The 24,388-nt window shown below is 40.6% G+C and carries 20 protein-coding genes; 5 read left to right on the top strand and 15 right to left on the bottom strand.

The window, feature by feature from the left end:
* The first annotated feature begins 221 nt into the window (after positions 1–221).
* Positions 222–2,576: a TonB-dependent hemoglobin/transferrin/lactoferrin family receptor gene (locus tag KPF51_RS03535; RefSeq protein ID WP_005756819.1), complete on the top strand. Its 2,355-nt coding sequence runs from the start codon at positions 222–224 to the stop codon at positions 2,574–2,576.
* An 88-nt stretch (positions 2,577–2,664) separates the two neighbouring features.
* Here KPF51_RS03535 and modC read toward each other — a convergent pair whose 3' ends face one another.
* From modC to KPF51_RS03515, 4 genes are all read right to left on the bottom strand, one after another.
* The gene (gene modC, locus KPF51_RS03530) at positions 2,665–3,720 is read right to left on the bottom strand and encodes a molybdenum ABC transporter ATP-binding protein ModC (RefSeq protein ID WP_005754157.1); all 1,056 of its coding nucleotides are present in this window, start codon (positions 3,718–3,720) and stop codon (positions 2,665–2,667) included.
* Positions 3,707–4,435, bottom strand: coding sequence for a molybdate ABC transporter permease subunit (modB, locus tag KPF51_RS03525; protein WP_005716454.1), 729 nt, complete (start codon positions 4,433–4,435; stop codon positions 3,707–3,709). The genes modC and modB overlap by 14 nt, the downstream gene beginning before the upstream one ends.
* A gap of 230 nt (positions 4,436–4,665) precedes the next feature.
* Positions 4,666–5,430 (bottom strand): molybdate ABC transporter substrate-binding protein, encoded by a 765-nt coding sequence (gene modA, locus KPF51_RS03520; RefSeq protein ID WP_005754159.1) that lies wholly within the window; start codon positions 5,428–5,430, stop codon positions 4,666–4,668.
* 167 nt (positions 5,431–5,597) lie between these two features.
* Positions 5,598–8,249, bottom strand: coding sequence for a TonB-dependent receptor domain-containing protein (locus KPF51_RS03515; RefSeq protein ID WP_231102451.1), 2,652 nt, complete (start codon positions 8,247–8,249; stop codon positions 5,598–5,600).
* Positions 8,250–8,613: 364 nt separating this feature from the next.
* Here KPF51_RS03515 and KPF51_RS03510 point away from each other — a divergent pair, with 364 nt between their 5' ends.
* The gene (locus KPF51_RS03510; protein WP_005751562.1) at positions 8,614–9,405 is read left to right on the top strand and encodes a TOBE domain-containing protein; all 792 of its coding nucleotides are present in this window, start codon (positions 8,614–8,616) and stop codon (positions 9,403–9,405) included.
* Between the two features lie 42 nt (positions 9,406–9,447).
* Here KPF51_RS03510 and yfbR read toward each other — a convergent pair whose 3' ends face one another.
* The 7 genes from yfbR to pntA all read right to left on the bottom strand — a co-directional run bounded on the left by yfbR (position 9,448) and on the right by pntA (position 16,450).
* Entirely contained in the window at positions 9,448–10,047 is a 600-nt protein-coding gene (yfbR, locus tag KPF51_RS03505) for a 5'-deoxynucleotidase (protein ID WP_005751563.1), read from the bottom strand.
* A 19-nt stretch (positions 10,048–10,066) separates the two neighbouring features.
* The gene (gene degS, locus KPF51_RS03500) at positions 10,067–11,095 is read right to left on the bottom strand and encodes an outer membrane-stress sensor serine endopeptidase DegS (RefSeq protein WP_005726731.1); all 1,029 of its coding nucleotides are present in this window, start codon (positions 11,093–11,095) and stop codon (positions 10,067–10,069) included.
* On the bottom strand, positions 11,092–12,222 hold the full coding sequence (gene ribD / locus KPF51_RS03495; RefSeq protein WP_010906834.1) for a bifunctional diaminohydroxyphosphoribosylaminopyrimidine deaminase/5-amino-6-(5-phosphoribosylamino)uracil reductase RibD: 1,131 nt from the start codon (positions 12,220–12,222) through the stop codon (positions 11,092–11,094). Before ribD ends, degS begins: the two co-directional genes overlap by 4 nt.
* Entirely contained in the window at positions 12,222–12,671 is a 450-nt protein-coding gene (nrdR, locus tag KPF51_RS03490; protein ID WP_005716494.1) for a transcriptional regulator NrdR, read from the bottom strand. Before nrdR ends, ribD begins: the two co-directional genes overlap by 1 nt.
* A 90-nt stretch (positions 12,672–12,761) precedes the next feature.
* The gene (locus KPF51_RS03485; protein ID WP_014391165.1) at positions 12,762–13,376 is read right to left on the bottom strand and encodes a DNA glycosylase; all 615 of its coding nucleotides are present in this window, start codon (positions 13,374–13,376) and stop codon (positions 12,762–12,764) included.
* A gap of 109 nt (positions 13,377–13,485) precedes the next feature.
* Entirely contained in the window at positions 13,486–14,910 is a 1,425-nt protein-coding gene (gene pntB, locus KPF51_RS03480) for a Re/Si-specific NAD(P)(+) transhydrogenase subunit beta (RefSeq protein ID WP_005726734.1), read from the bottom strand.
* Positions 14,911–14,920: 10 nt separating this feature from the next.
* Positions 14,921–16,450, bottom strand: coding sequence for a Re/Si-specific NAD(P)(+) transhydrogenase subunit alpha (pntA, locus tag KPF51_RS03475; protein WP_005726735.1), 1,530 nt, complete (start codon positions 16,448–16,450; stop codon positions 14,921–14,923).
* 372 nt (positions 16,451–16,822) lie between these two features.
* On the opposite strand from pntA, the gene sfsA reads away from it, so the two are divergent.
* Positions 16,823–17,545, top strand: a complete 723-nt coding sequence (sfsA, locus tag KPF51_RS03470) for a DNA/RNA nuclease SfsA (RefSeq protein ID WP_005726736.1) — start codon at positions 16,823–16,825, stop codon at positions 17,543–17,545.
* A gap of 216 nt (positions 17,546–17,761) precedes the next feature.
* Here the strand turns inward: sfsA and KPF51_RS10805 are convergent, their stop codons facing one another.
* The gene (locus KPF51_RS10805) at positions 17,762–18,127 is read right to left on the bottom strand and encodes a hypothetical protein (RefSeq protein ID WP_231112719.1); all 366 of its coding nucleotides are present in this window, start codon (positions 18,125–18,127) and stop codon (positions 17,762–17,764) included.
* 19 nt (positions 18,128–18,146) lie between these two features.
* Here KPF51_RS10805 and tyrS point away from each other — a divergent pair, with 19 nt between their 5' ends.
* A complete protein-coding gene (tyrS, locus tag KPF51_RS03460) occupies positions 18,147–19,334 on the top strand; it encodes a tyrosine--tRNA ligase (RefSeq protein WP_005726740.1) in 1,188 nt (395 codons plus the stop codon).
* 85 nt (positions 19,335–19,419) lie between these two features.
* Here tyrS and truB read toward each other — a convergent pair whose 3' ends face one another.
* Positions 19,420–20,343, bottom strand: a complete 924-nt coding sequence (gene truB, locus KPF51_RS03455) for a tRNA pseudouridine(55) synthase TruB (RefSeq protein WP_005726743.1) — start codon at positions 20,341–20,343, stop codon at positions 19,420–19,422.
* Positions 20,343–20,741 (bottom strand): 30S ribosome-binding factor RbfA, encoded by a 399-nt coding sequence (rbfA, locus tag KPF51_RS03450; protein WP_005716528.1) that lies wholly within the window; start codon positions 20,739–20,741, stop codon positions 20,343–20,345. Before rbfA ends, truB begins: the two co-directional genes overlap by 1 nt.
* A 215-nt stretch (positions 20,742–20,956) precedes the next feature.
* Between rbfA and KPF51_RS03445 the strand changes: the two genes are divergently transcribed.
* Positions 20,957–21,727, top strand: coding sequence for a hypothetical protein (locus KPF51_RS03445; protein WP_005726747.1), 771 nt, complete (start codon positions 20,957–20,959; stop codon positions 21,725–21,727).
* Between the two features lie 150 nt (positions 21,728–21,877).
* Here the strand turns inward: KPF51_RS03445 and infB are convergent, their stop codons facing one another.
* Positions 21,878–24,379, bottom strand: coding sequence for a translation initiation factor IF-2 (infB, locus tag KPF51_RS03440; RefSeq protein WP_211599576.1), 2,502 nt, complete (start codon positions 24,377–24,379; stop codon positions 21,878–21,880).
* Positions 24,380–24,388: the final 9 nt, after the last annotated feature.

Below are 24,388 nucleotides of genomic sequence, written 5' to 3'. Positions count from 1 at the left end.
TTAAATCATTTATCCAAATTTTCTTCGCTTAATTGTGAAAGCAAAGTATCACCATAAAGTGCCGTTATCGATTCTCTTATATCGATAAACTCTGGCGATAACACCTAACCATTTCAGCTAGCGACATAAAAACAAAATTACTATTTTAATAAAAATTATTATCATTATTATATAACTCATGTAAACTATGAATGTATTACTTATCTATTGAGGAGTCAGCCATGAAATATCCCTTAAGCTATAAAAATATAGCAAGGTCCATTCCTTTTCTCTCATTCATTGCGTTTCCTCTGTATGCGCAAGAAACGACTGAATTAGAACAAATTACAGTACAAGAAAGCGCAACCGCTGAAGTGAACAAAACCTCACCAACAGTGATCAGCAAAAGCGCCACGACCATTCAAAACGAAATGATTCGAGACACCAGAGATTTAGTCCGCTACACAACGGATGTAGGGATTAGCGATAATGGGCGTTTTTTGAAAGGCTTTGCGATGCGAGGCGTTGAAGATAACCGCGTTGGTATCAGTATTGATGGTGTTTCTTTGCCTGATTCAGAAGAAAACTCACTGTATGCGCGTTATGGTAACTTTAATAATTCCCGCCTAAGCATTGATCCTGAATTAATTCAAACCATTGATATTGTACGCGGCTCAGATTCCTTTAATGCAGGCAGCGGTTCATTAGGTGGCGGTGTGAATTATAACACTTTAGATCCACAACATATTGTTAAAGCAGGTAATTCCGTTGGTGCTTTACTACGAGGCAGTTATGCCAGTAAAAATCGTGAATGGGTTCGTACTTTAGGGATAGGCTATGTTGGCGAAAAATTTGATGCCTTATTGATGTATTCACAACGCACAGGGCACGAGTTTAAAAGTCGTGGTTCAGGTCCTGAATTTCGGTATTCCAGTAGCCAGCATCCCGATCCTGTGACACAACGCTTCCACAATTATCTCGCTAAAATGAATTATCAAATTAATGACAATCAGCGTATTGGTTTAACGTTGAATGGGCAAACAGGGGGGCGTTACATTGATGAACGTTCTTATACGTTAATGGGCTCACAATGGCGTGAAGCCGATGATCAAAACGAACGGTTGAATGCAAACTTATATTATATTTATGCACCAAGCACGGGATGGTTAGCCTACAGTAAATTTGATTTAGATTATCAAAAGACCGATCTAGCAGCAGTTAACTATAAAGGCGGACGCCATTTCACGACAGATGCTAAAGAGCTGAACGAAATTTATGATCGCCGTATGAAAACCGTGTTTACGCGCGGCAGTGTAGAACTCAATGCACAACCTGTACATTTCTATGGTGAACATACTTTAACCATCAAAGGCTATGTTAGTCAGCGCGATTTCAAAAATATCAATCAAGATCGTATCGGTATTGGCACAAACTACGACACACAATACCACTATACGATTCAATATCCTATTAGAACCAAGCAGTACGGACTTTCTTTGAAAGATCATGTGCGCTGGAATGACACCTTCTCAAGCCATTTAGGTTTACGTTATGACCATACAAAACTAAAACCAAAGGAACTCAATGCACCTTGTAGCAAAGCCTGTTTAGAAGAAGGAAAACCTAAACCGACCCGTTTCTCTACCGTTAGCACATTTGCGGGACTTGAGGCACAACTCAGCCCCTCATGGATGTTAGGCTACAATATTAGCACCGGTTATCGTGTACCAACGGCTTCAGAAATGTTCTTCAGCTTTACCAATGCGTATGGCACGTGGAAATCTAACCCGAGCTTGAAACCCGAAAAAAGTATTAACCATACACTCTCTTTGAAAGGCAATAGTGAAAAAGGCTTGCTTGATCTCACCCTCTATCAAACAAACTATCGTCATTTCTTATTTGAACAAGAAAGTTTAATTCAACGTACCGAAATGCGCTATGGACGCCCTTATACTTACCAAAGCCAAGAACAACAAATGGTGAACTTAGATAAAGCAAAAATTTATGGTGTGGAATTGAAAACCCATGTCAATTTAGATCAGATGATCGCTGTGATACCACAAGGCTTTAAGTTCTACGCCGCGCTCGGTTATAGCAAAGGTAAACTCTCTAATAACGCCAGCCTACTTTCCATTCAACCGCTTAAAATTATTCTGGGGTTGGATTATGAAGCAACAAACGGCAAATGGGCTATTTTCAACCGCCTAACCTATTTGGGTGAAAAAAGAGCTAGTGATGCGAAAGTGTATGAAATTAAACGTCGCTGTACTGAATTTGTGACAGAAACAGATCCTTGGACTGGTCAACAAATTACTCGCTGTAAAAAACGGGAATTGTATCCAGATTTATCTACTTATAAACACTTAAATAAATCTGCTTTTGTGTTTGATACTTTTGGTTATTACAAGATCACGGACGATATCACGTTCCGAGCTGGCATTTATAATCTGTTTAATAAAAAATACCATACTTGGGATGCCTTACGTGGTATTAATGCCAATAGTACGTTAAATTCAGTTGACCGTGAAGGGAAAGGGTTACAACGCTTCTATGCGCCCGGACGTAACTATGCGGCTTCCCTTGAAATCCGTTTCTAACCGTTCATGATAAAAAACCTACCGCACTTTTGCATTGCGCAATGTGCGGTAGGTTTTAAATACGTTTTAAAAAAGCTAAAGCGTCAGTTTAAAGTACCGAAACAGCTTTAATTTGCGCGAAGACTGGTTGCCCAAGCTGTAATGCCAAGTCTTCTAATGCCCATTTACTAATGGTCGCCCAAATTGGCTTTTCATCAATCTCAATCTGCACATCTACACGATTTTCTCGTTCAACAATACGCTTCACTTTACCGTGTAGAATATTACGAATACTGGTTTTTTCTGGTTGTGTTAAACTAAGCGATACATCGGAGCCTTTAATACAAATACGGATGTTTTCCCCTACTTCTGCTTGTTGCGCCTTAATCCAAATCTGTTGTTGCTGTAAACCAAGAGCGGTGACTTGATAGCCAGTATTGTTGTGTAAAATTGGCAAAGAAAGAACCGCACTTTGCTCATCCTCTAATTTCCAAGGTAAGAATAACGGATTTTCCCAAATCGACTCTAAACGATCAAAGGCTCGAACTTTTCCTTCATCTAGCAATACCACATATTCAGCTAAACGCAATAATTCTTCTATGCTATGTGTCACATACAAAATCGGAATATCAATCTTTTTCGATAAGGTTTCTAGATAACTCATCAACTCACGCTTACGCGGTAAGTCTAACGCTGAAAGCGGTTCATCCATCAGTAAAATTTCTGGCTGTGTTAAGAGTGCTCGACCAATCGCCACACGTTGTTTCTCACCACCAGACAAGGTAATAGGATAACGTTTGAGTAAATGCCCGATGCCTAACAACGACACAATATCATCAAATTTTGCTAGATCGATTTTCTTAATGCCGTAACATAAATTACCTTTGACGGTGTAATGCGGAAATAGTCGCGCATCTTGAAAAACATAGCCGATATGTCGTTGATAAGCGGGAATACAAATCGCTTTTGATTGATCCACAAGAACGCGATCATTTAAGGAAATATAGCCCTCATCTGGATGAACTAAGCCACTTACTAAATTAATTAACGAGGTTTTACCTGAACCGGATAGTCCAAAAAGGGCGGTCACACCACGCGCTGGGATCTGTAAATTGGCTTCAAGGGCAAGCTGACCGAGTTGTTTCTTGACATTAATCTTTAGCATGACTCTGCCCCAATTTTTTCTGCATGTTTTTTGCTAACCACTCCGACAATAACAAAGATATTAAGGAGAGAATAATCGCTAAGACACATAATCTCGCGGCTTGTTCTTCTGCGCCGGGGGTTTGAATAAAGGTATACATCGCTAAAGGAATGGTTTGCGTTTCACCCGCAATATTGGAAACAAAGGCAATGGTCGCGCCAAATTCACCTAAAGATCGGGCAAATCCAAGTACCACCCCGGCTAAAATACCCGGTAAAGAAAGTGGTAAAGTAATCGTGAAAAACACACGCCAAGCGGATGCGCCTAACGTTTGGGCAGCTTGTTCCAATTTCATATCAATACTTTCTAAAGACAAACGTATTGCACGTACCACTAACGGAAAAGCAACTACTGCTGCAGCCAATACAGCCCCATTCCAACTAAAAGCAAAAGAAAATCCAAACCAAGAATAAAGATATTTACCAATAAAACCATTACGCCCCATCGCGACTAATAATAAATACCCAATCACCACAGGAGGTAAAACAAGGGGAAGATGGATTAAGCCACTCACAAGGGATTTACCATAAAAATTTTTACGTGCCAGTAACCATGCCATTAAAATCGCTACGGGTAAACTCCATAAAATGGCATTTAGTGACACACTCAAGCTGAGTTTCACAGCTTGTGTTTCGATCGTGGTTAAACCAAGTGAAGTCAAAAATTCAGTAAACAAAGGTAGTCCTTGATCTGATTAATAAAAATTCTAAAAAAATGTACCGCACTTTTCGGCTGAACTCCGCCTCGTTTACGTACAGATGAACATGCGCATGGTCTGAAGAAGCTGTTGCGATAACAAACTTGATACATGAGAGAAAACAGTAAAGCTGAATCTTAATCCATTAAAATCACAAAAATAAAAAGAATAAGGACGCCAAGATGACGTCCTTGCTCGTTTATATCGTGTTATTTCACTGAGAAACCGTAGCTGACAAGTACTTTTTTCGCTTCTGCTGATTCTAAATAGTTTAAGAATTCGCGGGTTTCTGCATTATCGCGATCTTTTAATAAGGCGACTGGATATTCCACCGCTTTGTAAGTATCCGCAGGGAACACACCAACAATTTTCACCCCTTTGCTCACTTTACCATCTGTGCTATACACAATACCTAATGGCGCCTCAGCACGTTCAACTAAAGCTAAAGCGGCACGCACATCTTTACCACGTGCTAATTTTGCTTCCACTTTATCCCACAATTTTAAGTTTGTTAACGCTTCTTTCGCATATTGTCCCGCTGGCACATGATCAGGATCGCCCACAGACAAGAAACTGTCTTTTAATTCGGCTACCCATTCACCTTTCGCTACATCGACTTCTTTTAATTGACTGGCTTCTGGCGCAATTAAAACCAATTCGTTACCAACTAACACTTTTTCGGTGTCTTTAATGGTTAATCCTTTATCTGAAAGGTGTTTCATCCATTTAGTGTTTGCTGAAACAAAAATATCGACGGGTGCTCCCTCTTCAATTTGTTTTGCAAGCGTTGAAGAAGACGCAAAAGAAAACACCAATTCTTGATCTGGTTTCACTTTTTTATAATCTTCTGCAATTTGGTTTAATGCATTAGTCATTGATGCAGCAGCAAATACCGTTACTTTCGCTTGCGCAGAAAGCGAAAATGCTAAACAAGCAGTTGCGAGTGAAACGGTGATCATTTTTAATTTAAGCATAGTCATTTACCTTGTTAACGAGATGGATTGATTAAGATGTAAACTTTATATAAAAAATTATACAATGTTTTAACAGAAAAAGGCTATATAAAAAATACACTTGCGCAAAAATAAACCCATCACAAAAAAGTGCGGTTTTTTGACCGCACTTTTTCATCACAATGATATTAGAATTTTACCCCAAAATTCAGCACATAATTGCGCCCCATTTGTGGCACATAAGGTAAATAAGAGGTGTGAACATAAACACGTTGGTTTAATACATTATTGACACTGAAACCGACAGAATAGTCTAAATGCCCAATTTGACGTTGATAATTTACACCTATATTTAACAAATGATGCCCTTTACTCGGATCTTCTTGAATTTTTTCTATTTTAGCAGGTAACTTTTCATTTTCTTCTCTTAAACGAATCGCTTCCAGCGCACTTTCAAAATCCGCTTTATCAGAATCACTTAAATCTGCGATAGCCTGACCCGTACGATTATATTTGTCGCGGTCAATACCCTTTAACAATAAATTTTCGCCTGTATCATCATCAATAAAATCACTCGCTTCTAACGCTCTCGGCGGTTTAATTGATAAAGAAGAGGCTGTTTTTTGTTGAGAAAAGACATAAGTGTAATCCGCAAAGAAAGATAAATGTTCCGTTACATTGCCACTCAGGCGCATACCTAAACGTGCGGGTGGCACACGAGGCGCATCACGCTCATTACGTTTAATGCCTTCAATACGGTAAGGTTGTTTTTCCCAATTTGCTTGAATCAGTCCTTCCTCATCATAAGCAATATAGCCTTGATAAAAACGTTGTCCGTATTGCTCTGGTAAATCAAACAAACGTCCTCTGACATAATCACCAAATAAGGTCACTTGATAATCTGGTGTTGGTCTAAAATTAAGTTCCGCTTCAATACCATGGAATTTAGCTCGTGCTTGCGTATAACGACGTAAAAACGCATTACCATAGCGAGCAAGATCTTCGTTATAAATATAATTTCTAAATTTATTTTGATACAGGCTAAGCTTGTAATCCCATTTATCAGTATGATAAGCAAAGCCTAACTCAATATTATTGGAACTTTCTTTACGTAAATTTTTATTACCATGCTCAAAAGAGTTAGTCGCTAAATGTTGCCCGTGATAATACAATTCCATGGGTGTTGGCAAACGTTCATTGCGAGATAGCGTTAAACCAATACGATAATTAGGATGAAATAACCAGTCTACACTTCCCAAGTATGAAACGGCTTTCTCTTTGTGAGTGGACAAATCAGGTGGATGATCACCTTCTTTTTTATGCGCATTCAACACATGTTGATCATATTTAATCGGAATGCGTTGTTTATCCACGCGCGCCCCTACTTCAAAAATAAAATCATCTACCACATAATTTTCTACTGCAAAGAAACTGGCTTGTTTCTGGGTATTTGGCACTAAATGATGTTGATGTTTTATCCCTGAGCCTAACGGTGCAAGAATGGCTGTTTTGTATTCGCTATACTGTACACCGAATACCCCACTTAAGCCTACAATCGGGGTATGATAAAACTCCAATTTGCCATTATAACCACTGTTTTTATAAATACCGGCGGCTTTCCCGCGGTTTTTCTCTGCTTTCTTACGCTCACGTTCAATAAAGCTATCCCGATCAAATTTATCCGTTCCAGCTTGTCCTGAATGATATTCATAATGAATATAATCGGCATAAGAAAAACTGCCTTTTACTTTATCTAACCATGCTGTTGGTGAATCCCATTGCCCACGTAAATCAAATCGTCTTGAATGTAATCTAACCCAAGGACCACCATGTGAATGGTCATGCTCATGACCAAATGGGTGATCATGGCTATGGGAAGGATCATTATCAATACCACCAATACATCCATCTAAGTGTGCAAACACAATATCTGTATCATCTGCTAAATGTGGATAAGGTGTCAGATACCCTTTACCAAGCTCAGGTCTTGCCGCTTCATCAACCACATGGCTTTTACAGCGATCATATTTATGATTATGACCAGGCAAACCATAGCGATCGCGTCGTTCACTATAAGATACCCCTAGATAAGATTGATCCTTAATCCAAGAAACACCAATGGTTCCCACTTGTGAGCGGTTATGACTGTCTGGCAAATAACGAATCGTTTCACCACCTGATTTGAAAGCTGGTACACGATAATGAGTCGAATAACGTTTTAAGCCTTCCAAACGTAAGGCAAGATGAGGATGTAATCTAAAAGTGATCCCTGCGGTTCCAGTACTTTCCTGACTTGCTGTATCAAAACGGGTGAAAATTTCACCTTCATAGCCCTTTTCAGGTACAGCTGTTGGAATACGTTTGTCCACGACATTCACCACACCGGCGGCAGAAGCACTAGAATATAACAAAGTGGAGGCACCACGTACTAATTCTACTTGTTCGGCTAATAAGCTATCGGCGACGACAGCGTGATCCGGCGAAATCGCTGACATATCCACGACATCTAAGCCATTTTGCAAAATTTTAATACGTACACCTTCTTGTCCTCGGATAATTGGCGCACTTGCCCCACCACCAAAAGGGTTGGAATGCACACCTAATTCACCTGCTAAGGCATTGCCTAAGGTGGCAGATTGTTTTTGCAGCCGTTCTTTTTTAATCACCTGATTGGAAATCGCTTGATAATGCTCTATCGCTGAACCAGCTAAGTGCGGTTGTGCACCACTGACTACAATTTCATCAAGCATTTCCGTTTTAGCATAAATCACATGAGTAAAAGCGACGGCACTCCAAGGTAATAAATAAGTTATTTGTTTAATTAATTTATTTGTAACCACTTTTGTTTCCATATCTTTTTTTACATAAAAAAATAAGGTGCTAAGATTAAGCATGAAAATGTTATTTTGCAACAAAAAAATCCATTTTTTGTATAAAAAATATAAAATATTGACCATATCTTTTTTATTAGAAAATATCTTATCCGCTTATTCCTTCTCCGTTATATCAGCTTGATATCCGCTGCTCTCTTCCTCTCATAACCAATAAACATGCCACCTCTCCAAGCAAGACATCGCCAATACTGGTGCTTAACATAACTTCTTACTCATGCACATAATTTGGTAAAGAAAGGCTATCTAAAAAATACACTTTCACTTAGAATGTAAGCGTATTGTCAGCATTGAACTCAATATGGGAGGAAACATGACATTAACGAGTGAAATTTTGCTCACAATAAAATTGCAACAGCAATTATTTGTTGATCCAAAAAGAATTCGCTTATTAAAAGAAATTCAGAAATGTGGTTCCATTAACCAAGCTGCTAAAAATGCCAAAGTCAGCTACAAAAGTGCATGGGATCATTTAGCCGCTATGAATGAAATCAGCCCCAAACCTTTACTTGAACGTAATGTGGGGGGAAAAAATGGCGGTGGTACCGAATTAACGGTGTATGCACAACGTTTATTACAGCTGTATGATTTGCTCGAACATACTCAACAAAAAGCCTTTCATATCTTGCAAGATGAAAACTTACCTTTAGATAGCGTACTGCATGCGACTGCCCGCTTTTCCTTACAAAGTAGTGCGAGAAACCAATTCTTTGGAGATATTGTTGCACTACGCCATGAAAATATCCATTGCTTTGTAGCGATTCAAATTAAAGGATTAGCACAGCCATTAACCGTTTCGATCACAGAAAAAAGTGCGCAGCGTCTGAAACTCACGTTAGGCAAAGAAGTGATGATGATGATCAAAGCACCGTGGGTCAAAGTACATCGTGAAAAACCAGAGGGAGTCAACACCTTCTTGGTCAATGTAAAAGAAATCACGGATAAAGGAGATGTAGAAGAAGTTATTTTAACCTCTATCAACAAACACGCTGATGAAGATGTGGAATTTTGTGCCACACTCAATAAAGCAGAAAATTTGAAACCAGATGAACAAATTTGGATCAGTATTGATCCCGAACAAGTGATCTTAGCAACATTGTATTAAATACAAAAAATAAGGGGATATATATCCCCTTAACTGTACAAATTAAAGTGTAATTTCATCAATAGGTTTACCAAAACTGGGAATAAATACCTCAATAAAATAGCGCATTTCATCACTATGCCAGGTTTTCATTAATGTCTCTAGACGTGCCTTGGCCGCTTTAAATTCTTGATTGCCATTTTCTAATTCAAATTGCGCTTTGACATAAGCACAAATAAGATCTGCTTGCTTGACGACATGCTTTTCTTGCGCAGAAAACTGGGTTGAATCAAGGTAAGGGGCAAAATCAGCTTGTAACTCTTTGGGTAATAACGCCAATAAATGAGCTTCTGCGGCATTTTCAATTTCTTTATATGCTTGTGTAATTTTGGGGTTGAAATATTTAATGGGGGTAGGTAAATCACCAGTAAAAATTTCTGAGGTATCATGATACATCGCCATCACAGCAATACGATCAGGATTTAAATGACCTTGATAAAATTTATTTTTAATGACAGCCAAGGCATGTGCCACAAAAGCAACTTGTAGGCTATGTTCTGCCAAATTTTCCTTTTCAATATTACGCATTAAAGACCAACGTTGGATCAAACGTAAGCGATCTAAACAAGCAAAAAAATGACTTATTTTAATAACGGCTTGCACAGCAACTCTCTTCTTGTTTTTAATTTAACGGATATTCTTCGATGATCACAGGAAGTTCAATAATTTTTCCTAAACGAGAAATGACCACATTCAATCGGGTATTAGGTCGCGTATTGCTGATCACTTGCATCATTTGCGCGGGTGAAATAGCATCAACATCACCCACTTTTAAAATAATATCGCCGGCTTTCACACCAGCCTTACCTGCTGGTCCCTCTGGATTAACATTGGTAATCAAAATCCCTTTTTCCAAATGGGCACCTTGACCATTATTAAATAAAATATCACTTTGTACACCAAAGTAACCACGAATGACTCGTCCATCACGAATAATTTTTTTCATCACATCATTCGCCAATTCAATCGGGATTGCAAAATTTAGCCCTTCGGCAATTTCACCGGCGGTTTTACCAATACTTAGGGTATTGATACCTATTAATTCTCCTACGCTATTAATTAACGCGCCACCTGAATTGCCACGGTTAATCGAAGCATCCGTTTGAATAAAGTTTTGTCGCCCAACAGAATCCCCCACCGCATTACGTCCAATTGCACTAATAATTCCTTGCGAAACGCTTTGCCCCAAGTTATAGGGATTCCCAATCGCCAACGCCACATCACCAACATGCATTTGTCGTTGCGGATTTTGTGGAATCGTCGATAAATTATCCGCACGAATTTTAAGAACAGCGAGATCCGTCAAAGTATCAGAACCAATTAAACTGGCATCGAAAAGTTGCCCATTTTGTAATGCGACCACAATTTGATCGGCGTTTTGAATAACATGTTTATTTGTCAAAATATAACCATCTTTTGACATAATCACACCTGATCCTAAATTGCCCACTTCTAATTGCTCGGCACTATTCGCCGAAAAAGAACGATTATAGACATTCACTACAGCTGGAGAGGCAACTCGCACAGCGTCTTTAAAGCTCATCGGTTCTGGTGCTTTGAGTAAGCTAAATTGGTTAACGTGTGAAAATACCAGAATCACTGCGGCACACACTAACCCAATCATCACTGAATGAAAAAGTTTTTTGATCATGTTGGCTCCGTAATTCGTGGGTGGTAAATCGTTTTCAGATCATCGCCGAGTTTCTCAATGGAATGCAATTGCCATAAACTTGCCTCAGCCAAAGTGCTTAAATGAGGTAATTTACATAATCCTCGTGCGGCATCACCTAATAATTTCGGTGCAATGTAAATGATCAATTCATCTACCAATTTTGCCTCAATTAATGCACCAGCCAATGTCGCACCGGCTTCAATCCAAAGCGTATTGATTTGACGTTGTCCTAATTCTGCCATTAAATCAGCTAAAGCGTTGGTAGAAGCGGAAAGCTGTATTTGTTCGCAATGTGCAGGAAACTCAAGTAACGAACGCGCAGTTTGACTCACTAACCACACTGGCGAAGACAGACTGAAAAGTCGGTGTGAGGGTTGAACTCGATGTTGAGAATCTAAAATCACTCGCACAGGTTGACGTAGCTGCGCTTGTGTATAATCGGCTTTCACCTTGTCAGGTAATTGTTGCCAGCGTACATTTAATAAGGGATCATCAGCTAACACCGTTGCACTGGTGGATAAAATCGCTGAGGCTTTGGCTCGTTCTGCTTGCACATCTGCACGAGCAAGCTCACCGGTAATCCACTTACTTTCCCCGTTTGCCATCGCGGTTCTTCCATCTAAACTCATAGCCATTTTTAGCTGTACGTAAGGTCTGCCAGTACGCATACGTTTAAGAAAACCACGATTAAGCCACTCCGCCTTTTCAGCTAATAAACCGACCGCACTTTCGATCCCCGCATCAGATAACATGCTTAATCCTCGACCTGCCACTTGCGGATTGGGATCGCACATCGCACTCACGACTTTCACTACACCAGCATCGATCAAACCTTGGGCACAAGGGGGAGTACGTCCAAAATGTGAGCACGGTTCTAACGTCACATAAGCGGTTGCACCTCGTGCATTTTCTCCCGCCTCTCGCAATGCCATAACTTCAGCATGCGCCTCGCCTGCTTTAACATGAAAGCCACGTCCAACAATAATACCGTCTTTCACTAATACGCAACCCACTGAGGGGTTCGGTGTAGTAGTAAATTGCCCTTTCTCCGCTAACTCTAATGCCATTTGCATGTACACTACATCTTGTGCCGTAAATGTCATCATTAATCCCTTAATTTTTCAATTTCTTTACTAAATTGGTTAATATCATCGAAACTTAAATACACTGACGCAAAACGAATATAAGCCACTTTATCCAATTTTTTCAGCTCTTCCATGACTAACGTCCCAACTAATTTGCTTGGTACTTCACGTTCACCCGTACTGCGTAAACGATGAATAATATAGCTAATCGCCTTTTCCACATCGTTCTCACTTACCGGGCGTTTTTCTAACGCATGCTGAATGCCACGACGTAATTTTTCCTCATTAAAGGGTTCACGTGTGCCATCATTTTTAATCACTTTGGGAATAATTAACTCTGCTGTTTCAAAGGTGGTAAAGCGCTCATGGCAATTTCCACATTCACGACGACGTCTTACTTGATAGCCTTCTGACACCAAACGGCTATCGATCACTTTCGTTTCTTCCGTAGAGCAAAAAGGGCAATGCATAACGTTTCCTTATCCTTCGTAAAGTCATTCATCATAATGCATCTCATCTTAACAAAGATTCTGAATATTGACGACGAATTATTTTGTTATTTACGGCAAGATCCCGGCTAATTTAAAGAAAGTGCGGTAAGATTCCGCTTTATTTTGCAAAGACATTGGATAGGCTCGAGAGGTCGAAGGTAGCCGATATAAACTCAGCTTTCTTCCTGCATAATCAAATTGCACAAATTGATTCGTTAGCGGTGTGTTCACTTTCTCCTTTAACAAACTCAAAATGATCTCTGTTGCTTTACCGCCTGTTGTAAATAACCAACAACAATCAGGTACTTGCTGCAATGCTGCAGCCAAATCCACGGGTTCAACAACTGTCAAAAACTTATCGGAAGCATTCTCTTTTTCACGAACGGCACGTTGTACCGTAGAACATAGTGCAATACCACGTTCACGTAAAAACATCTCAATTTTTGCCGGGTCAAAACGCTTTTCATCTGGGATTTGAAAATAAGTGGCATCATCAAAAAACACTAACCCATAAATGCGCCACATATCGTTTTGAAAGTTAGGATAATGAAAATGCATACAGCGTTTATCTTCTTTCGGTGGGAATGTCCCCATCATCATGACTTTAGCATGGGCAGGAAAAATGGCTGGAAAGGGGTGTGTTTCAATCAGTAATTCAGGCATAAAGTAACTCAAAACAAGCATAAAAGCGCGCACACTCCACCTTTATTCAGGAAAGTGCGGTCGATTTCTAGAAGGTTTTACAAACTCACATAAAGAAAGGGAATGCCGATCCATTCCCTTTTCCATGCAATTAAAGCGCTTTCAAAATATCATCAACGCGATCTTTCGCATCACCAAATAGCATTTGTGTGTTGTCTTTAAAGAATAATGGATTTTGTACCCCAGCATAACCGGTATTCATTGAGCGTTTAAACACAATCACATTTTGTGCTTTCCACACTTCTAATACTGGCATACCTGCGATCGGGCTGTTTGGATCATCCATTGCCGCTGGGTTAACGGTATCGTTGGCGCCAATGACGAGAACTGTATCAGTATCCGCGAAATCGTCATTAATTTCGTCCATTTCTAATACGATATCATAAGGCACTTTCGCCTCTGCCAATAACACGTTCATGTGCCCCGGTAAACGCCCTGCCACAGGGTGAATACCAAAACGAACATTGATACCGCGTTCACGTAATTTTTGCGTAATTTCCGCTACAGGGTACTGCGCTTGCGCCACCGCCATACCATATCCCGGTGTAATAATCACCGAGCTTGAGTTTTTGAGTAATTCTGCTACTTCCTCTGCCGTGGTTTCACGGTGTTCGCCTTGTTCTTCATCGCTACTTGCCACCGGATCGTTACCAAATCCACCTGCAATCACACTAATAAATGAGCGATTCATGGCTTTACACATAATGTAAGACAGAATAGCACCCGATGATCCCACTAATGCACCAGTGACGATCAACAAGTCATTGCTTAACATAAAACCTGCGGCTGCCGCTGCCCAACCTGAATAAGAGTTCAGCATCGACACTACCACTGGCATATCCGCACCACCAATTGATGCGACGAGATGCCAACCAAAAGCAAGCGCAATGGCTGTCATCAATAGCACAGGAAAAATATTTTCTGGGCTATTTAAGAAAGACACCATTAACAAGGCTGAAACCACGATAGCAGCTAAATTTAATTTATGACGATGTGGCAAAGTGAGTGCTTTGGAATCGATAATACCACGTAATTTACCGAAGGCGACTACTGAGCCGGTAAATGTCACGGCACCAATAAAGATCCCCAAGAACACTTCTACATTATGGATATTACTCAGTACCTGTTGCTCAGCTATAAATGCCGCTTGTGCTGCTGCATCAAGATTGGCTGGCATCACGGCTTCATGGTGTAAACCGTAACTATTAAAGCCGACTAATACCGCAGCTAAACCGACAAAGCTGTGCAAAATTGCTACTAGCTCAGGCATTTCGGTCATTTCCACTTTTAAGGCACGTTTAATCCCAATCACCGCGCCTACCGCCATCGCGATCAGAATCCAAAATGTACCTGCTGATTGCGGACCAAAAATGGTTGCCACCAAAGCGATTGCCATACCGACAATCCCATACCAACATCCCGCTTTTGCAGTTTCATGTTTAGACAGACCTGCTAAGCTCATAATGAAAAGTAATGCTGCGACAATATAAGCCGCTTGTACTAAACCTTCAGACATGGCTTACTCCTTAATCTTTTCTAAACATAGCAAGCATCCGTTGGGTCACTTTAAAGCCCCCAAAGATATTGATACTTGCGACTAAAATTGCAATAAATGCAAGAATACTAATAAAGAAATTGCCTTGCGCAATTTGTAACAACGCGCCGACAATAATAATGCCTGAAATAGCATTTGTGACTGACATTAACGGTGTATGCAACGCATGGCTAACGTTCCACACCACATAATAGCCGACTACACAGGCTAATACGAACACAGTGAAGTGCGATAAGAATGCAGCAGGTGCCACAGATGCCAACGCCATAAACAACAACGCTGCCACTGCCATCGCACCGTATTTTTTACGCGGATCGACCGCTTTTACTTCTTTTTTCTCTACCGGCGTGGCTTTCACTTTTTGTGGCTGGGCAGACACTTGGATAGGTGGTGCTGGCCAAGTCACTTCACCGTCACGAATCACCGTTACACCGCGTAATACTACATCATCGAAATCAATACTGATCTTGCCGTCTTTTTCTTTACATAACAATTTAAGCAAGTTCACAAGGTTGGTGCCATACAATTGAGAGGACTGTGTTGGTAAGCGGCTTGGTAAATCGGTGTAACCAATGATTTTCACTTGATTATCGGTCACTACGACTTCGCCTGCTTTTGACAACTCACAGTTACCGCCTGTCGCTGCGGCTAAATCCACAATCACCGAACCCGGTTTCATAGATGCTACCATTTCTTTGCTAATCAAACGTGGCGCGGGTTTACCCGGAATTAAAGCGGTAGTGATAATAATATCAACTTCCTTGGCTTGTTCCGCATAAAGTGCTAGCGCACGGCGATTAAATTCTTCTGACATGACTTTCGCATAGCCATCGCCACTGCCACCTTCTTCTTGGAAATCAATTTCAAGGAAACTTGCGCCCATACTTTCCACTTGTTCTTTCACTTCAGGACGCGAGTCAAAGGCACGTACGATCGCACCTAAACTGTTTGCTGCACCAATCGCTGCTAAGCCAGCTACCCCAGCACCAATCACAAGCACTTTCGCCGGTGGCACTTTACCTGCTGCGGTAATCTGCCCCGTGAAAAAACTGCCAAATTCATGCGCCGCTTCCACTACTGCACGATACCCTGCAATATTTGCCATCGAACTTAACGCATCTAACGATTGTGCTCGTGAAATACGTGGTACCGCATCCATGGCTAATACAGTAATTTTTTTCGCTGACAATTTTTCCATTAAGTCTGGATTTTGTGCCGGCCAAATAAAGCTCACCAAAGTCGCCCCTTCTTTTATCAGTGCGATTTCGCTATCCGTTGGCGCATTCACTTTAAAAATGATATCTGACTGCCAAACTTCCTGCGCTGAGCCAATTTTGGCGCCTGCTTCTGCAAATGCTTGATCTTCAAAACTCGCTTTAAAACCGGCATGATGTTCAACAATGACCTCAAAGCCCAGCTTTAAGATTTGTTGTACCGTTTTTGGCGTTGCCGCCACACGACTTTCATTATCAAGCAGTTCTCTAGGTACACCAATTAACATAATGTTTCCTTCAAATTGATTGATGATAATCTTGAGTAACCCTGTTACTCCCCTAAAAGATGACAATAAGTCAAAACCGTTTCAATGTACCATTTATTGTTTTAAAGTTGCAAAAGATTTTAGTCTTTTACAGTAAGATTTAACGATCTTTATTTAAATCCTCATTAAACTAAATATTATCTAAACTTAGTCCACAATAACCTCTTAATTTATATGGCAATTTTACACGCCTCAAATGTAAGATGACCTGCTACACTGCAATAGGACGTTTTCAGCTCCAAGTGCGGTATTTTTAACAAGATTTTACTTGCCAGCGCTAACAATATTCCGCAATATAACACCACTTTTTTTAACCGATTTATAGGACAAACTATGCAACTTCCTCCCCTTCAATCCGCGACACTGATTCGTCGCTACAAACGTTTTCTCGCAGATGTACAACTTGATAATGGTGAGGTGCTAACCATTCATTGTGCAAATACTGGTGCCATGACAGGTTGTGGTGAAGCAGGAGATATTGTTTGGTATTCACATTCCGATAGTCAAACACGTAAATACCCACATTCTTGGGAATTAACCGAGCTAAAAAATGGCAATATGGTCTGTATTAATACTCATCGTTCTAATCAACTCACTTTAGAAGCACTGCAAAATAAACAAATTAAAGCATTGGCGATGTATGAACAGATCCTACCAGAAGTGAAATATGGTGAGGAAAATAGCCGAATTGATTTTTTACTCAAAGGCGATGGATTACCAGATTGTTATGTAGAAGTGAAATCTGTCACCTTAGTAAAAAACACGATTGGCATGTTCCCTGATGCAGTCACTACACGAGGACAAAAACATTTACGCGAATTAATAGCAATGAAAAAAAGAGGACATCGTGCCGTGGTCTTTTTTGCGGGCTTACACAATGGTTTTGATTGTTTTAAAGTGGCAGAATATATTGACCCAGAATACGACAAGTTGTTACAAGAAGCGATGCAAGAAGGCGTAGAGGTGTATGCCTATGCAGGTAAATTTGATTTTTCTGATAAAAAACCAACCGCACTTTCTCTCACCCATTGTGTGCCTTATATCGGTAAAAAGTAACCGATTCATTTATTGAGAATTATTTTCATTAAATCTATTGACAACAATTTTGATAACGATTATCATTCATCTCATTCGAACAACAATAGATAATCACTCCAACATTTGAACGCCTCCTCCCCCACAAAGAGGCGTTTTTTTTTATGCGAAATTTTTGTAAACATCTTTAATTCATTTTTCCCTCTTGCGTTAAAATAACTACTTATCAAAAACGGCTTAATCTAACAAAGCACGATGATTCTCATCAGGCTCCATGTTATGTAGTTGAAGAATCAACTTTCCTTTATATATGAGTTGTTCATAATGAGCACCACCATGCCCTTTGGCTGCGCCTAAGTTTTTGGTATGCCAGTCTGTACTTGCCTGTACATCACGAACAGTGATTAGTGTTTGGTTATGCATATATTTTCCTTTCTTGCTGCTCGCTTTATTACTTTCTTGTTTAAATGATAATTTATCCGTTTCATTTCCCCAAAACACCAGATAACACAAGATTCGCTTTTTCCTGTCATAATCATAAATAAAGCCATATCGAGCCTTTTCATTTAACGAATAATCACTATAATGTAGAATTTTAGCCAAAATGAAACAGGAAATTAGAATGACGGAGATAAATACGGTTCTTGCTGAACTTAAACGTGGTGTAGATGAAATTCTTTCAGAAGCGGACTTAATTGAAAAACTAAAAGAAAACCGCCCTTTACGCGTAAAATTAGGTGCTGATCCAACAGCCCCTGATATCCATTTAGGACACACCGTCGTATTAAATAAATTACGTCAATTTCAACAATTTGGTCATGAAGTCATTTTCTTAATTGGTGACTTTACCGGTATGGTTGGTGACCCATCTGGCAAGAATACTACTCGCCCACCACTCAGCCGTGACGATGTCTTACGCAATGCCGAAACCTACAAGCAACAAATCTATAAGATTTTAGATCCACAAAAAACCCGTATTGTGTTTAACTCAAGCTGGTTAGGCGAATTAGGGACAGAAGGCATGATTCGTTTAACCTCAAATTACACCGTTGCACGTATGTTAGAACGTGATGATTTCAAAAAACGTTTTAGCAACAACCAGCCTATCGCGATTCATGAATTTATCTATCCTTTATTGCAAGGTTATGACTCTGTGGCATTAGATGCCGATATCGAATTAGGTGGAACGGACCAAAAATTCAATCTTTTAGTCGGACGTGAATTACAAAAATCGGCGGGTCAAAAACCGCAAGTCGCCATCACGTTACCACTACTTGTAGGCTTAGACGGTGAGAAAAAAATGTCGAAGTCACTGGGTAATTACATTGGTGTTGCAGAAAGCCCGACAGAAATGTTTGGTAAAGTGATGTCAATTTCCGATGAGCTCATGTGGGATTGGTATGACTTACTGTCTTTCCGCCCATTAACCGAAATCGCCCAATTAAAACAAGAGGTTGAAAACGGACGTAACCCACGTGATATCAAAGTGTTACTTGCCAAAGAAATCATTGCTCGTTTCCATAGTGAAGCTGACGCAGAAGCTGCAGAACAAGAATTTATTAATCGTTTCCAAAAAGGCGCCATGCCTGAAGATATGCCTGAATTGACCTTTGAAGGTGAAATGGGCTTAGCAAACTTGTTAAAAGAAGCGGGATTAGTCGCCTCAACCTCTGAAGCAAACCGTATGGTGCAACAAGGTGGCGTGAAAATTGACGGTGAAAAAGTCGAAGATGCCAAATTAGTTATCAAAGCAAGTACCGCCGTTTATCAAGTAGGTAAACGTAAGTTTGCGCGTGTGACGGTGAAGTAAGCGTTCATACTTAAAAATAAATAAAAAATCCACCGCACTTTAGCTTCATCGTGAAAAGTACGGTGGATTTTCTTTTCTCAAATATTTACGTATTTTGTGTCATCAAACGTTGCGGACGAATGACATTATGTTCATCGACTAAGGCAACACCTAAAAATTGTTGCGTGTCAGAAAATAAACGAACTTGTCCAGTAAGCTGAGTTGGATTGTCAAACTTGACACGTTGACCAAAACTAATGGCTTTACTTTGTTCCTGATTTAAATGCAATGCAGGTAATGCGGAGACCGCACTGTCTGTCGGTAATAAGTGCTGATCTAATAATGCGAGGTCTTGTTGTGCAGCTAAAACTTGTAAAGTGTCCCAGTCCATCATCGCCTCCACAGGATAATTGGCAACAGCGGTTCGACGTAACACCGTTACATGTGCACCACAGCCCAAATATTCGCCTAAATCATCCACTAAAGTGCGTATATAAGTGCCTTTTGAACAATGTACTTCTAGCGTTAAATAAGGAGCATCGTACGCAATAAATTGCAAGTCAAAAATCGTGATCGGGCGAGCTTCTCGTTCCACTGTTATGCCGGCACGTGCATACTCATATAAAGGCTTACCTTGATGTTTTAACGCAGAAAACATCGTGGGAACTTGCATTAAATCGCCACGAAAATGTGGTAGTGCAGCCAAAATGTCCTGCACATCTACCTGCACATCTCGTGTTTCAACGACTTGCCCTTCCGCATCGGACGTATCGGTTCTTTCCCCAAGTTTCGCGGTCACTTGATAACGTTTATCCGCATCCAACAAAAATTGTGAAAACTTCGTGGCTTCACCTAAGCAAATTGGCAACATCCCCGTTGCCAAAGGATCTAATGCACCTGTGTGTCCTGCTTTGTTAGCTTGAAACACACGTTTGACCTTTTGCATAATATCATTGGAGCTCATCCCTTGAGGCTTATCTAGCAAAAAAACGCCGTCAATATCACGTCCACGTTTGCGCGGCTTTGCCATTACTTTTCCTCTGAAACATCGTCATCAATATGACGCGCATTATCTTCGCGAATCACATTGCTGACTAAATTAGACATTCGCATCCCTTCAATCAAAGAGCGGTCATAAATAAAGCGAATTTCAGGCACAATACGCAAACGCATTGCTTTCCCTAATAAACTACGAATATAAGGAGAGGCTTTTTCTAGACCTTTCATCCCCGCATCAATTGCAGATTCGTCGTTATCAAACAAGAATGTCACAAAGACTTTGGCATAAGCAAGATCACTCGATACTTCAACATCGGAGACCGTTACCATACCAATACGAGGATCTTTGACTTCACGTTGTAAAATCACCGCAATTTCTTTTTGAATTTCTTGTGCTACGCGATCACTACGTTTAAATTCTCTTGCCATGTGCTTTTCCTTTCCTTTTTCATTAAGGCGTGTATTTTGGCATAAATACTCGGTTTTTAACACAGATAACTGAATAATCCACACAATTTTATTCAATTTTTTGCTCTACTCTTTTAGAGTTTTCTTGTCTAGCTGATCTCATCCTATGTGATATTGCTTATGCAGATAAAAATCGGTATGGTATGGGTGATTTTACCAACACATCAGGAGGTATTATGCATTTCGTCAATCGTTATTGCGTGGTTTTCTTATCAAGTTTACTGTTGATAGGTTGTCAAGACAGTTTAACTGGTGCGCTATATGATAGAGGAGAATCACCAGAAATCGTCCGCTATCATGTCGAGAAAGATCAAATTTACTTTTTTGGTTTAACACCCGATAAAAAAATTGCAGTATTAGGGGAAAAATACCATTATCTGCTGAAAGAGAAAAAGCCTAACGATCAATATCTGATTGAGAAAATCGTGAAATTACCTTTCAAACAACATCTTTATTCTCAAATGGCAATCATCAATAGCAGTAAACAAAAACCAGATGAAATCAGCACTTCACTTTATTTAGCTTTAGATCTTCGTCAGCTAAGCCAAAAACAACGACAGACCGCCAGTATGTTAGGCTTTAAAAATCTTTCCTATAAGTCGGGTTTCTATGACATGATTAAGCAATATCAACCTAAAATTGATTTAGAAAAATTAAATCGAGAAAAGCAAATTTGGTATCGTGAAATTGATCTAGTTGGTCATCGTTATTTGCCAAAAGCGGGAGCAAACTATGTCGTGAAAAATCAGTATCCATTTTCTGAAATGGTAGAAATACATACGGATATTGAATATCTCCCCGCTCGCCAAAATGCAAACGCGGGTACCCTATTGCTCACCCCTTTTGCTGCGATTGCCGATGTCGCAACAGGTATTTTAGCCGTGCCTGCTTATATCGGTTTACAAGCAGTTTGTCTTGGTCAAAGCGATGGCTTTATTTGTAAATAGAGTGAAACATCTTACTTGCCCACGGGCTTCTATGCTTTGCACAAAAGTGCGGTGGTATTTAAAAAAGTTTTGCGAGCAATATTTGCTATTCCACCATACAAAAAAGCGGAGAGCTTAACGCTCTCCGCTTGTGACATTCGTAATCAATCATTAGATCGTACGTTTAATCTCAACCACTTCGAACACCTCGATTTGGTCGCCGACTTTCACATCATTGTAGTTCTTCACACCAATACCACATTCCATACCGTTACGTACTTCTGCTACGTCATCTTTAAAGCGACGTAATGACTCAAGTTCGCCCTCAAAAATGACCACATTATCACGTAAGACACGGATTAGGTTGTTACGTTTGACAATACCTTCTGTCACCATACAACCTGCGATTGCGCCAAATTTCGGATGACGGAAGACATCACGCACTTCAGCTAAACCGATAATTTCTTGTTTAAATTCAGGTTGTAGCATACCGCTCATCGCAGCTTTGATTTCGTTTAATAGCTCATAAATAATAGAGTAGTAACGTAAGTCAATGCTTTCTGATTCGATAATACGGCGCGCTGAGGCATCGGCACGTACGTTAAAGCCAAGTACGATCGCATTCGAGGCTGCCGCTAAAGTCGCATCCGTTTCCGTGATACCACCGACACCGGAACCCACCACTTTTACCTTCACTTCGGCAGTAGAAAGTTCGTTCAATGACTGACAGATCGCTTCCACCGATCCTTGTACGTCTGCTTTCACAATCACGTTCAACTCAGCCACATCCCCTTCTGCCATATTGGTAAACATATTTTCCAATTTGGCTTTTTGTTGACGTGCTAATTTCACTTCACGGAATTTACCTTGACGATATAACGCGACTTCACGTGCTTTTTTCTCATCACGTACAACCGTTGCTTCATCACCTGCAGCAGGTACTCCTGAAAGCCCCAATACCTCAACAGGAATTGAAGGACCTGCACTTGCTACATCTTTCCCGTTTTCGTTACGCATTGCACGCACACGACCATATTCAAAACCACAAAGTACGATATCACCACGATGTAAAGTACCGGTTTGCACAAGAATTGTTGCAACTGGACCACGACCTTTATCAAGATAAGATTCAATCACCACACCAGTCGCCATACCGTCTTTCACGGCAGTTAATTCAAGGACTTCCGATTGTAATAAGATCGCTTCAAGCAACTCATCAACACCAGTCCCTTTCTTCGCCGAAACATATACAAACTGAGTGTCACCACCGAATTTTTCTGCGACGACTTCGTGTTGTAACAATTCGGTCTCAACACGCTCTGGGTTCGCTTCTGGTTTATCAATTTTATTGACTGCAACCACAATCGGCACACCTGCAGCTTTCGCATGTTGGATCGCCTCAATGGTTTGTGGCATCACACCATCATCTGCCGCGACCACAAGTACCACGATATCCGTTGCTTTCGCACCACGCGCACGCATCGAAGTAAATGCTGCGTGTCCCGGTGTATCTAAGAAAGTGATCATTTTGCCATCAGTTTCTACATGGTATGCACCGATGTGCTGGGTGATCCCACCCGCTTCACCAGAGGCAACCTTAGCTTTACGAATGTAGTCAAGTAATGAGGTTTTACCGTGGTCAACGTGACCCATGATGGTCACCACGGGTGCGCGCGTGACTAATTCCGCATCCACATCGCGATCGCTCATCACCGATTCTTCCAATTCATTCTCTTTACGAATGATCACTTTATGACCCATTTCTTCTGCCACAAGCTGTGCGGTTTCTTGATCAATCACTTGGTTAATAGTGGCCATTGCGCCCATTTTCATCATCGTTTTGATGACTTCTGTTGCTTTTACTGCCATTTTATTGGCAAGTTCAGCCACGGTAATCGTTTCACCGATGACGACATCGCGGTTCACGGCTTGAGCAGGTTTAGTAAAGGCTTGTTGTAAGGCACTGCCTTTTTTCGCATGCTTACCTTTACCCATTTTGCCATCTTTCTGATTACGACGATTAGATTCACGTTCTGTTTTTGAGCTTTCGTCTTCACGACCACCTTTTTTCGCTTTGGCAACTTTATTTTTTCCTCCACGATTACGGTTTTCTTTACGGCGCGCTTCTTCATCTTCCGCTTCACGTGCATAAGTAGACGTTAAATGATAATCCGCATAGTCTTCACTGTTCTCGTTCTCTGCGTCTTCTTCACTTAATTCTGCATAACGTTTCGCTTCTTCTGCCGCTTTACGTGCTAGCTCTTCTGCTTTTTGGCGCGCAAGTTCATCAGCTTTACGACGTAATTCGGCTTCTTCTGCACGGCGCTTTTCTTTTTCCACGTCAACCGCTTTGGTCGGTGCGCTCACAGCTTGTGCTTTCTTCGCTTCTTCGGCTTTCGCTTGTTTTGCTTTTTCAGCCTCTAAACGCGCTTTTTCTTCCGCGTCTTTTTTCGCTTTTTCTGCTGCCAATCTGTCTGCTTCTTGTTTTGCTTTCAATCTTGCTTCTTCCGCTTTTTGTGCCGCATCTGTTGGCACCGTACGTTTTTTACGGACTTCGACTTGCACTTCTTTTGCCTTACCGCCCGCAGTTGTACTGACGGTGGTTTTAGTTCGACGCTGTAAACTCAGTTTTTTTGGGGCAGCCCCATCGGCTTTTTTTACATCTTCTGTCATTTTTCACTC

The organism is Pasteurella sp. XG20, assembly GCF_018968665.1.
GTDB classification, from domain to species: domain Bacteria; phylum Pseudomonadota; class Gammaproteobacteria; order Enterobacterales; family Pasteurellaceae; genus Pasteurella; species Pasteurella multocida.
The sequence above is the reverse complement of the archived record's forward strand: the minus strand, read 5'-3'. Positions and strand labels throughout refer to the sequence as shown.